Origin of the sequence: Sporosarcina sp. E16_3, from assembly GCF_017347125.1 — a bacterium.
Classification (GTDB): Bacteria; Bacillota; Bacilli; order Bacillales_A; family Planococcaceae; genus Sporosarcina.
Genome location: NZ_JADPRX010000009.1, coordinates 1 through 12,238 on the forward strand (window position 1 = coordinate 1; position 12,238 = coordinate 12,238).

The window sequence follows — 12,238 nt, forward strand, 5'->3', positions numbered from 1 at the left end:
TTCGATGAGCTGCATATGGAGCGCAAGCCCCATTTTCATATCCATCGTACCGCGACCAAACAAGTAATTTCCTGTCTCAAGGTCAATACGTGCAGCTTCAGGAAGATCGGCATTGTGATTGGGCTCAGACAATATTCTCGTCAGTTCTTCTGGATGAAAAGCAAGAGGTTCTAATACACCATATTCTTCTGTCCAAACCGTATCAAAATGGCTCATAAGCACGATTGTTTCCGTTGCATCCGGGTGCTTGTACAAAGCAGTAACTGCGTGACGACCAAGACCAGCATCGTGCAGTTCCAACCGGTCCGGATTGTCTTTGAAATAAGCTAGTTCTTTTAATTTCGCCCCTAACTTGGGAGCAAATGCACGCTCGCCATCTGTTAACGTACGGCTATCCCAGCTAACTAGTTCACATAACAGTGACCGAAGTGTAGAGGGTGTGCCCCATAGTAATTGGCTCATAATAATTCTCCTTTAATTTACAGGTTCGACTTTAGTTTCAACAATGACCTTGTTCTTTTTTTCCAACCTAAATTTATAAAATAGCATACAGGCAACCAAGAATCCTACACCGTAGTATAGACCAATTCGCTGTGTTGGATCGAATGCCAAAAAGACGAGAATGAGAAGACAAAAGGCGATACAAAACAACGGGACATATGGATAGAAAGGAACTTTATACTTCAGATCTTCCAATTTCCCGCCCCCTTTCAAGTAGTGACGACGGAACATCAATTGGGATGTCGCAATTCCCATCCATGAAATCGTAACGGATATTCCTGCAATCGACATAAGTAATACGAACACTGCTTCTGCTTCCATTACACTTGTTAATAATGACAAAAGAGAGAACGTCATTGTGAAGATAAGTGCATTGAGCGGTACTTTCCTTTTCGAAAGACGCCCGAACACCTTAGGTGCCATTCCTTCATTTGACATTGCCCATAGAAGACGCGTTGACGCATATAGACACGAGTTTCCGACTGACAAGATTGCCGTCAAGATAACAAAGTTCATAATGCCCGCCGCGTACGGAACACCTGCGATTTCCATCAACGTCACAAACGGACTCGCGAGTAAACCAAGTTCGGATGCAGGGAAAATAGCAGATAAGACAATAATAGAAGCGATATAGAAAACGACTATTCTAAAAATTATCGTCCGGATCGCTTTCGGAATGTTCTTTTCAGGATTTTCAGTTTCCCCTGCCGCAATTCCAACCAGCTCCGAACCTTGATACGAGAAGATAACGTTCATCATCGTTACAAAAACGATAGCAATGCCCGCTGGGAATAACCCTGTAGGAGCTAAATTTGTTAAAAATGGTGTTGTACGATCTTCCATGGGAATGAAGCCAAAAATCGCTGCAAACCCAATGACGAGGAACAGAATAACTGCAACGACTTTAATACCCGCAAACCAGAATTCAGCTTCTGCAAAACCTCTCGTCGACAACGCATTCAAAGAGAATAAGAGAGCCACAAATGCCAAACACCACATCCAAATCGGGACATTTGGGAACCAATGTTGCATGAGTATTCCAGCAGCAGTGAATTCCACTCCAGCAGTGGCGGCGGAACCTACGAAATACATCCAGCCAAGTGAAAAGCCAGCCGTAGGACTAATGTAACGCGTTGCATATGTCTGGAAAGACCCTGTCACAGGCATATGGACAGCCAGCTCGCCAAGACAAACCATAACCATATATAAAATCAAACCACCGAATAAGTAGCCGAGCAATGCTCCCCCTGCCCCGGCTTGATTGATTGTATAACCTGCATTTAGAAATAATCCCGTCCCGATTACCCCTCCAAGAGAAAGCATAAACAAGTGTCGGCTTTTCATGGAACGTTTCAATAAATTGTCTTGCGGTTGCTCCCCTTTACTTGACATAAAATTCACTCCCCTGTTTTTCCCATTTAATTTTCTATTGCGATTAGAAGCGTAGTGACAGACAGCTTAATCCGCCATCATGCTTCTGAACTTCGGACATTTCCAGTTCAATTGTTTCATAACCTGCTTCATTAAATTTACGTTTTGTTTCTTCATATCCTGACGGAATAATGACATAGTCATTGACACGGATACAGTTGGCCGAATACTCGTCTTCCTTGCCTATAACAATTTTTTCATATGAATCAAATGCTGGATGATCCACAAATTCTCCCGCTACGACCATCCGGTTATCTCCTAGGTAAGCAATTCCTGTTTTCAAATGGAAAAACTCTTTCAACGGAATAATTGTCGCTTCATAACCTTCATGTTCCAAAATGGCTTTCAATTGAAGTGCCCCTTCTTCATTTGTCCGTTCAGAAATCCCGATGTAGAAACTATTTTCAGCTTGTAGAATATCACCGCCGTCAAGTGTTCCTGGCGATTTTATATAATGAAATTTCTTGTAAAATCCTTTTAGACTAGCTTCGATTTCTTTGATTTCCCCATTACGTGATTCTGCTCCCGGATTTGTAATAACCGCGAAGTCAGCTGTTAATACAGCTGCATCTTCTACAAATGTGGAGTCTGGGAATTCCTCACTTGCAGGAAGATGGGTAACAGTCACGCCGCACTTTTCCAAAGCTTCAATATAGTTTTTATGCTGTTCCAATAACGTTTCAAATACGGGTTTACCTAAATCAGAAGTCGTCAATCCATTCAAATAGCTTTTTCCCGGTGTTTTTACGATTACGTTTGTATACATACCAATCCACTCCCTAATTTTAGTTTCTTACAACTGGACTTGTCAGACATGTAGGCCCGCCCGTCCCTTTCACACTGATTTCTTCCCCTTTGTATTCATAGACCGTTGCACCGGCATCAATTAGCTGCTTTTTCGTGGAAGCGTTACCATTTGCAATTACACAAACACGCGGCGCAAGTGCTAATACATTACAGCCAAGGGTATGGTATTCATCTTCTGGCACTTCGATCAACTGGATTCCTCGTTCAATAAGTAGCTGACGGAAAAATACCGGCATAAGACGGGAATGTACAACAGCCAAATCACGATCGACCATGCTGATGAACGACATTAGATGCAGACATTCCGCTTCTCCTTGGTCATGCGGCAGTTGAACGATGATGAATTCATCAACGAAAGAAGCCGTCATTTCTTTTAGTTGCCGGATCGCTTCGTCATTCGTACGGTATCCACGACCTACAACGAGTGTCTTGTCGTCCAACCAAATGATATCTCCACCATCCGATACTGCATCTCCCGTCAATTCACCAACAATCTTAATCTCTTTTTCTGCAAGGAACTCTTTATATACTGCAGCTTCCGGTTGTCTCAGCTTTTTACCAGATTTCAAAATGATTGCTCCGTCTGGCGTAAACTTCACCGGATCATGCGCATACAACGAATCCATACCAACTTCAGGCGAAGCCGGCAAATAGTCAATTTGTGGCACATATTTTTCAAGAATCGCGATAAAATCCTTAAATTCACGGATTCCCTCTTCAAAGTTTGGTTCTTCAAGGTAATTAAATGTTTTCCATTGATTCGCTAGATGGTTCTGATTTAAGAAAGCTGCACTTGGATGCTTTACAATTACCCGCTTTAATGGTCTGTACATTGATGAACAATAAGTCAATTTACGTCACCCTTTTCCGCATAGTGGAAAACGTTTCCGTTGAATGGAAAGTTTATATATAAAATATATTCTCTTCGTGATACAATGTCAATGTATTTCGAATACTTCAAATTAAAATTTTCAGAGTAATGAATTTTACCATGTCTGTTGATTAACTAAAAATAACCACTAATAAACCTGATCAGAACTTAGACGCCATGTGTATAGTTGCTTTTAGATCGCTTAGGATTGAATGATTTCTATATGATTACCGTGATGTCTGGATGTGTAGGGATAATCGTATGGTGGTTATTCATCCGTCGCACTCCAAATGCCTAAGTACACGAAGTGCAGATGCTTTTTGGGATGAAAGAATAGCGGTGCTTCCTATTTGGATAAAAGCCGCCAAAGATGAAATTTTGGCGGCTGAAATTTTCTCTTTGTTTTTTTCTTTTTTACTAGTAAAGAAGCGTCACTTTCTATAAGCTATCACATGATTAGATGCATACACTTTGCTGGAAGTAAGAAAAGAACGCATTGTACAATGTGCCTAAGTACCCGAAATTGTATCTTCGGGCACTTATAATCTCTATAGAAAGTCAACTATTCTTTTCTTTCAAAGCAACTGCATTATTCACTTAAATGGTGTAGGAACGCTACAGGAAATTATTCACAACAGGATGACCAAGGAGAAATGAACTGCAATTCCTCCCCGAAGATGTGGCTAGAAGTGACGGAGACACTTCTAGCCACATCTTCCCCCTCGGTAAAGGTGTCGTGATTATTTCGCCGAAAGCGGACCGAAAATATCCCAGTGAAAATGAAAGTATTCATGCCCATTTCACTAGTTTTTTATGCAGGTAAATGGTTAATCAACAGACGTGGAATTTTACGTAGTTATTTATATGACAGGTGGTGTTTTACATGCAATCAATTGACCGCGCAATGATCGTAGCCAAAACACTCGCTGCACACACGGCAGAAAATGGCGTATCTATTTCAGACCTGTCCAAGCAATGTGAGTTACCCCTCAGCACAATGCATAGATTGCTGAAAGCAATGATCAAACAAGGTATGGTGGAGCAGGATGAGCGTACGAAATGCTATCGGCTCGGAACGATTTGGTTAGAATACGGTTTGCAAGTGTATGATTCGATGGATTACGTCACTACAATAAGACCCGAACTGGAGCGTTTAGGCCATGAAGTAGATGAAAGTGTCTATCTAAGCAGACCGGCAGGGGTTGAAGCAATTATTTTAGAAAGAATTGATAGCGAAAAAAATACAATTCGGATTTATGACCAACTGGGTTTGCGTATTCCAATGCATATCGGTGCGGCTAATAAAGCGATGCTTGCCAACATGCCTTCTTCTAAATCGGCAGCTATTTTGCAGAAACTTTTACCTATTGAGCAATTGGCTACGGTTAAAGCAACACTAAAAGAGATAAAAAAACAAGGATATGCAACAAGCCACGGAGAGAGGACGGAAGGCACTTCTTCCGTAGCTGTGGCAATTCTAGACGGCCTCGGAGAAGTTGTAGGAGCAGTCAGTATAGGTTTCATCAGTTTCAATCTGACTGAAAATCGGATGGATTTCCTTATTGAAAAAGTAATGGAAACAGGCAGACGGATTTCTGAAAAGTTAGGTTCTAGCAACAATTGATCACATGCTTTTAGACTTTAATGTAAAAGCAAAAAACGACTCCCGCACACCAATGTGCAGGAGTCGTTTCAAATTCTTATAAAAACGCAATAACCGCTAATACAGCCGCCAATATAAGTCGGTAAACTGCAAACAGTACAAGTTTAACGCGTGAGATTAGCGCAAAGATGAATGCGCTAACGAAACCGACGATGTAAAACGATAATGACAAGCTCTAAATTGAAACGTGAATTCATCTTTTCACCATCAAATTTTATTAAATCCAACTAAACTACATAAACGCTTCAAAAATACGGCAACAACCGAAAATATCGAACCTAACTGAATCACAATCTTAAATGTGATTACAGGATATTTCACCAGGAACTCCACTATTCTAAGTCACATATCATCGACATAGCTCAAGTCACAGATCCTACTTAATCGAATTGGATAATCAATATCCAATGTCTGCTGTTAATACTGGATACGTTCCCAATTGCCGAAGTTTACAATTTAAGTCACGTATATCAGAACAAGCCCGTACATAACTAGATAATACATTTGTTGTATCAATATCAATTAAGAAAACGTATTCACCCAGTTCTGTTTTCATAGGTACTGACTCAATCTTTGTCGGTGTAATCCCCCAGTGATCAATAATAGCTAGAACTTTATGAAGCATCATCAATTTTTTCTCCGGAAAAGACACTATTATCGAAGATTTCATACTATCTTCAGGAAGCATTAATTCCTCATATCCCAGTACAATAAAACGAGTCATATTCATTATGTTATTTTCAATATTTTTCTTTATTTCCAATAACCCATAAATATCTTTGGCAACGAAATTTGCGATAGCAAGCCACGATTCATCAGGATTTTCAGAGATAATCTTAGCTGCTAGCGCGGAACTATCAGTCGCACGTTGCTCTATATCGGGGTAGAAATCTCGCAAATACTGATTGCATTGTTTTAATGCCTGAGGATGTCCATAAATAACCTCATAATTATGAGTTAATGATTGTGATTGGTTTGCTAATAATTCGTGATGTATCGGTAATCGTACCTCGGCCTGAATGGGTACATTAATTTCATTAATGAGCCAATCGAGTGTCATATCTACAGATCCGCCAATTGAGTTTTCAATTGGAACAACAGTATAGTTGGTTTCTATCTGACGAGCTGCTAGCAAACATGCTTGGATCGAAGAATATCCCTGCAAACTCACCGATTGTCTATTTGGAAATAGGGCATTTACCGCTAGCTCCGTAAACGTGCCCGTGGGTCCAAGATATCCAATACTTTTCTTATTTCCCTTCATCATCTAACACCTCCCTTTTTAAACATGACGTCTTTACTTCAAAAAAATTCTACTTTAAAATACCAATTTCTTTATAGTAACGTTCTGCCCCACTATGGATTGGAATATCAGCGAGTTCTGTTACCGCCTCATCTATATTCATTTGGTTAACAATTGCATGGGCAGATTTCAAACTATCGATATTTTCCCAAAAAGCTTTTGTCAATTCATAAATAGTATCATCATCTACTGAAGCGTCTGCCATTAATACCATTTTAATAGCTAATGTATCGATATCTTCTTTTTGATTTTCATATGTTCCACTTGGAATCGTTACTTCTGAATACCACGGATAAGTTTCCATTAATGATTTACGGACTTCCGGTTCAATTCCAATCAATACACCATCCGCAGTAGATGTCATTTCTGTAACTGCTGCCGTAGGTAGTCCTGCTTGAATCAATGCACCATCGATTTGTTTATTCCTCATTAAATCGATGGCTTCTGTGAACCCAACAAAATTTTCTTTAATGTCATCTGGATACTCGATTCCGTATTCCGGTAAAATGATACTGGATTCTACCTCAGGTGTACTTCCTACTGCTCCTGGTGCAAAGCGCTTTCCTTTTAAATCTGAAATTGATTTAATTCCTGCATCTTTTCGAACCACAAATTGATTGGGATTATAATAAAGCCCCGCAACGATTCGAACGTCTTTATATTGGCGATCTTTAAAACTTCTTTCACCGTTATAGGCTTCCCAAATGATACCCGTTGTTGCAAAGGAAATATGGGCTTCACCGTTTTTCATCAAATTTAGATTATCGACGCCGCCATTTGAAGCTTGGGCATTTACACGAACACCCTGGACTTCTTTTCCCCATAAATTAGCCATTGCTGCGCCAAGTGGATAAATTGTTCCTGTCGTTGATGCGGTTGGGAAATTCAACTGCACTGGTTTAGAGGATTTCCCCCCTTCTGTTTCTTCGGTGCCATCGCTTCCACAAGCACTAGCAAGTATAGTGATCATCGCTAACACACCTATCAACATAATTTTCTTCCAACTGTTCTTAACCATTGGCAAACACCCTCTCATGATAGAAAATCTAGTTCTTCAGTACTTTAATTCTGCTATACTTTCACTTCTTTCGTCATTCTCATTGTTGACTTTTGCCAGATAACAACAATTAACAAGAAGCAAATACCTATTCCATCTGTCACAGTTCCAGGCGCAATCATTAGCAGCCCAACTACTATTAAAATAATCCTTTGAATAACTGTCGCCCCTTTTAGTAGCCAACCTTGTAAACCGGCTGCTAATGAAACGGTACCCACTAAGGCCGTTAATACAGGAATAATACTCTTTGTATACGCCTCTTCCCCTAGAAGTAATGCCGGTTCATAGATAAAGAAGAACGGGAGTAAAAATCCGGTTATACCCAATCGCATTGCTATCATTGAAACTTGGTGTTGGTTCGTATTTGCAATTCCTGCCGCTACATATGAGGCTAATGCAACTGGCGGCGTAATATTAGATAAACAAGCATAAATTAACACGAACATATGAGCAGCTAGTGGCGCTACACCTAGATTTATCAGAACCGGCGCACCTACTGTGGCAACAATAATGTAAGCCGCCACTCCAGGTACACCCATGCCTAGAACAATACTCATCAGCATTACAAGGAGGCTTGCAATAAGTAAACTCTCATTAGCGCTTGCCATAATCGTGTAGCCAAAAGTCAAACCAATACCTGTTAATGAAACCGTCCCGATAATTACCCCAACAATAGCGCAGGCCACAGCTACACCAAGTGCTCCTCTCGCCCCCTCCTCGAGTGCTTGTAAAATCTTTCTGATGCCCATTCGTGTATCTTTTCGCGCCCAACTCGCAACTACACAAGCTACAATCGAAAATACAGCTGCATAAACAGGCGTATACCCCTTGAACAACATAACCATTAGAACAATAAGTGGTAATGATAAATGCCCTTGTTTCTTCAGAACCTCAAAGACATTTGGAATATTCTCTTTAGAAAGACCTCTTAACCCTAAACGTTTTGCTTCAAAATGAACAACCATGATTAGTGTTACATAATAAAGTAAAGCTGGTATAATCGCTGCAATAAGTACGGTTGTGTAAGGAACACCGAGGTATTCAGCCATTACGAATCCAACTGCCCCCATAATAGGTGGTGCAAACTGGCCACCAGTAGACGCAACTGCTTCTACCGCTGCAGCAAACTGTGGTTTATATCCAGTCTTTTTCATCAAAGGTATCGTTATTGTTCCGGTAGTCGCTACATTTGCGAGTGCACTTCCATTAATCATTCCCATTAAACAACTAGCAATGACAGCTACTTTAGCCGGGCCACCTGGAGAGCGACCAGCAATTGTTAATGATAAATCATTGATAAACTGGCTAAATCCACTTATTTTCAGGAATGCCCCGAACAAAATAAATAAAAAGACAAATGTAGCTGAAACGCCTACTGCAATCCCAAATATGCCTTCACTACCCCAAAACAGGTAATCTATCACTCTTTTCAAACTAAATCCACTATGCCCAAAAGATCCTGGAACGATTTCACCAAAAAAATTATATAATAAAAAAATTAATGCGAGAATCGCAAGGTTACCAACAACTCTCCGAGCTGCCTCGAAAATCATTACAATTCCGATAGCACCAAATACATAGTCTATTGTGAGTAAATAGCCTCCGCGAAGTACAATCTCTTTATAACTAATTAATAAATATCCAAACGCAAGGACACTTAAGCTCACACATATCATGTCAACTATGGTTGGGCGGTGAAGGGTCCCACTCCTTTCTTTTCGTGCGGGATATAATAAAAACACTAACACTAACATAAATAAAATATGCCAGCCTCGAAGGGTAATCGCATTAAGTGCCCCTGTACCGGCAGCGATGAGCTGAAAAATCGACCAAATAATAGCTAATGTTGATACTACTACAGCTGTTTTTCCAACGTATTTCCGAAATCGGAATTCGCTATCGACATTTTCAACAAGTTGAACACCTATTTCATTTTCCTTACTCATTTTCCGCCTCCATTTCCCCCGAAATAGCTCACTTAGGATTAACTAGTCAATCTAAAACAAGTATATTCTTAGGTAAAGATAAACCATTCACCTTCCAACTTACGGTACGGATTTTTTTTGATAAGACCATAGCAAATTAATAACAAGTTCAAGATAGAGAACAAAATCGGCAAATGCGGCACTTTTCAAAGTTGAAGAATACTAACGTTCATTATGGATGCTATTGCCACTACTAATGCGGCTGGAGCTAGACAAAATGGGTACAAAAAAAAGCCCCTTCAATCCCTTGGAAAGGGACGAAGAAGCTCTCCGCGTTACCACCCTAATTGATGGCCGGTTTTGGACCGGTCATCCACTTCATTAGTAGTTGAGAATATCGAATGGCGTACTTCATACATATTGTTGCCTGAATTCACACCTACCATTCAGTCTCTTGTTGCTGCTCACAATATAATTACTGGACCATCTCTCAAGTATATTTAATTTAATTTTTTAATAGTTGTCATTAGCTTCGCGCAAAAGTAATTGTTTTGAATGTTACCATGTCAAAATTATAAGTCAAGTTTTAATTTTCATTTATTTCGTTATTGGGATGAGTTCAATCTTCTATTTTTCTTGCGGATAGTTCTTACTATCGAGTTCACAAAACAAACTCCATACCTTCCTCGGCAGTGGTTTTCTGCCTAGATTATCGGGGGAATGGTTGCGACAAATACCAGTGGAAAAACCGCTGTAAAATATGGTTCCATGCGTGATCAAGTGTTGAATCTTGAGTAGTGTCGGAGAGCCGCAACAATGATTTTACAAAGCGGTATCCCCGTATTACGCATGGAGATGGAGCTTGTCGAGGATAAAAGCATTGAGACAGTCAATGCCTACGTGGGCTACGATATACCCATAGCCCACTCGCTGTTTTTTGAATTTGCCGGAACGTAATCTGGGGCGGAAGAAGAGGTAGCAATCGAAGTCGGAGGCAGTTGTACAGGTGAACATGGTGTGGGTCTAGGTAAGCGTATGTTTCAGCAAGCCTAACATGGAGAGGCCCTAGAGGTAATGAAGCAGATGAAACAGCTGCTAGATCCAAAGACTTACTGAATCCGGGTAAGATTTTCTTATAATAGTTACTAAAAGCAAAAAACGACTCCCGTACACCAATGTGCAGGAGTCGTTCCAATTTCTTATAAAAATACAATAACCGCTAACACAGCTGCTAAGACAAGTCGGTAAATCGCAAACGGTACAAGTTTAACGCGTGAGATTAGCTTCAAGAAGAAGCGGATGGAAATCAATGCGAAAATGAATGCACTGATGAATCCGACGATGTAAAACGACAGATTATCCATCGACAAGTACTCCCAGTTCTTCAAAACCGATACAAGGCTTGCGCCCATCATAATTGGAACAGCCATAATGAACGTGAAATCTGCCGCAGTCCGGTGATTCATTCCGAACAGCACACCGCCCGAAATTGTGGCGCCTGAACGCGAAAACCCTGGCCACAGTGACAGACATTGGACAAGACCAACTGTGAACGCCTGCTTGTATGTGATTTGGTCCAACGTTTGTACTTTCGGTTTTTTGGGACCAAATTTGTCAGCGACAATCATAAGAATTGCCCCTGCTACCAAGGCAAAAATAACCGTTTCCACTCCGAATAAATAATCATCAATCAGATCTTTAAACGCAAATCCAAGAATGACAGCTGGAAGCATACCGATAATGACATGCCCTAAATTGAAGCGTGAATTCATCTTTTTACCATCAATCTTATAAAGACCGACTAGGCTAAAAAGACGTTTCCAAAATACGACGACAACTGCTAAAATCGATCCTAACTGGATAACGATTTTAAATGTAATCGCGGGATATTTACCTAAAAACTCTTCCGTTTTCAGCCACATATCGTCGACAATGATCAAGTGACCCGTCGAAGATACAGGTGCGAACTCCGTCATTCCTTCAACAAATCCAAGTATTAACGCTTTAATCAAATCAAATAATTCCATAAGTTAACTACACTCTCTTTCTACGGAAACGACCATACCAAATGCAAATCGCTATACCGCTAATTGCTAGCAGTGCGTACGCAATGTTCGAATAGATGTCCATATAATGGACGATCGATTGCCAATTGTCGCCAACTGCTGCGCCGATCATAACAAGTGTCGCGTTCCAGATCAGACTACCTATTGTTGTAAGTAAAATGAATAGCGGGAAATTCATATTCGACATGCCTGCTGGAATCGAGATTAGGCTACGGATTAGTGGAACTAGGCGGCAGAGCAGCACTGTCCACGGACCATATTTGTTAAACCATGCATCGGCCTTGCGAATGTCTTTTCGTGTAAGACGTAAAACGCTTCCCCACCGATCGACAATTTTCTCAAGGCGTTCCACATCGAGAAATAACCCGATACTATACAAAATCATCGCCCCAATAACCGATCCAGCCGTCGCCGCAATAATGACGCCCACTCGTGTCATATCTGAATACGTCGTCATGAATCCGCCGAATGTCAAAATGACTTCAGATGGTATCGGTGGAAACACATTCTCAATCAGTATTAATAAAAACACACCAAAGTAGCCAAACTGATCCATAAATTCAGTAATCCAATTTTCCAAGTTACGCCTCCACCAACTATTACTTTACTAAATA

General features: G+C 40.6%; 10 protein-coding genes and 4 pseudogenes. 4 read left to right on the top strand and 10 right to left on the bottom strand.

Annotated features, from left to right (window positions below):
* The 4 genes and pseudogenes from I2483_RS07565 to I2483_RS07580 form a co-directional block, all read right to left on the bottom strand.
* A pseudogene (locus I2483_RS07565) lies at positions 1-462 on the bottom strand (amino acid degradation protein); the annotation flags it as partial.
* Positions 463-474: 12 nt separating this feature from the next.
* Positions 475-1,893, bottom strand: a complete 1,419-nt coding sequence (locus I2483_RS07570; protein ID WP_207174980.1) for an amino acid permease — start codon at positions 1,891-1,893, stop codon at positions 475-477.
* Between the two features lie 43 nt (positions 1,894-1,936).
* Positions 1,937-2,698, bottom strand: a complete 762-nt coding sequence (locus I2483_RS07575; protein WP_207174982.1) for a dimethylarginine dimethylaminohydrolase family protein — start codon at positions 2,696-2,698, stop codon at positions 1,937-1,939.
* Positions 2,699-2,717: 19 nt separating this feature from the next.
* Entirely contained in the window at positions 2,718-3,590 is an 873-nt protein-coding gene (locus I2483_RS07580; RefSeq protein WP_481886325.1) for a dimethylarginine dimethylaminohydrolase family protein, read from the bottom strand.
* A gap of 903 nt (positions 3,591-4,493) precedes the next feature.
* Between I2483_RS07580 and I2483_RS07585 the strand changes: the two genes are divergently transcribed.
* Positions 4,494-5,234, top strand: a complete 741-nt coding sequence (locus I2483_RS07585) for an IclR family transcriptional regulator (RefSeq protein ID WP_207174984.1) — start codon at positions 4,494-4,496, stop codon at positions 5,232-5,234.
* Between the two features lie 76 nt (positions 5,235-5,310).
* On the opposite strand, the pseudogene I2483_RS19745 reads toward I2483_RS07585, so the two are convergent.
* The 4 genes and pseudogenes from I2483_RS19745 to I2483_RS07600 form a co-directional block, all read right to left on the bottom strand.
* Positions 5,311-5,439 (bottom strand): annotated as a pseudogene (locus I2483_RS19745) (undecaprenyl-diphosphatase); the annotation flags it as partial.
* Positions 5,440-5,670: 231 nt separating this feature from the next.
* On the bottom strand, positions 5,671-6,540 hold the full coding sequence (pheA, locus tag I2483_RS07590) for a prephenate dehydratase (RefSeq protein WP_207174985.1): 870 nt from the start codon (positions 6,538-6,540) through the stop codon (positions 5,671-5,673).
* Positions 6,541-6,586: 46 nt separating this feature from the next.
* The gene (locus I2483_RS07595) at positions 6,587-7,594 is read right to left on the bottom strand and encodes a TAXI family TRAP transporter solute-binding subunit (RefSeq protein ID WP_255550335.1); all 1,008 of its coding nucleotides are present in this window, start codon (positions 7,592-7,594) and stop codon (positions 6,587-6,589) included.
* Positions 7,595-7,647: 53 nt separating this feature from the next.
* Entirely contained in the window at positions 7,648-9,579 is a 1,932-nt protein-coding gene (locus tag I2483_RS07600) for a TRAP transporter permease (protein WP_207174987.1), read from the bottom strand.
* Between the two features lie 690 nt (positions 9,580-10,269).
* Between I2483_RS07600 and I2483_RS19660 the strand changes: the two are divergent.
* The 3 genes and pseudogenes from I2483_RS19660 to I2483_RS19750 form a co-directional block, all read left to right on the top strand.
* Positions 10,270-10,353 (top strand): annotated as a pseudogene (locus I2483_RS19660) (FAD-binding protein); the annotation flags it as partial.
* A 21-nt stretch (positions 10,354-10,374) separates the two neighbouring features.
* The gene (locus I2483_RS07610; RefSeq protein ID WP_207174989.1) at positions 10,375-10,515 is read left to right on the top strand and encodes a hypothetical protein; all 141 of its coding nucleotides are present in this window, start codon (positions 10,375-10,377) and stop codon (positions 10,513-10,515) included.
* A gap of 21 nt (positions 10,516-10,536) precedes the next feature.
* Positions 10,537-10,697: pseudogene (locus tag I2483_RS19750) on the top strand (FAD-binding oxidoreductase); the annotation flags it as partial.
* A gap of 60 nt (positions 10,698-10,757) precedes the next feature.
* Here I2483_RS19750 and I2483_RS07620 read toward each other — a convergent pair.
* On the bottom strand, positions 10,758-11,585 hold the full coding sequence (locus I2483_RS07620) for an undecaprenyl-diphosphate phosphatase (RefSeq protein ID WP_186668194.1): 828 nt from the start codon (positions 11,583-11,585) through the stop codon (positions 10,758-10,760).
* A 7-nt stretch (positions 11,586-11,592) separates the two neighbouring features.
* Positions 11,593-12,204 (bottom strand): DedA family protein, encoded by a 612-nt coding sequence (locus I2483_RS07625; RefSeq protein ID WP_186668195.1) that lies wholly within the window; start codon positions 12,202-12,204, stop codon positions 11,593-11,595.
* Positions 12,205-12,238 lie beyond the last annotated feature (34 nt).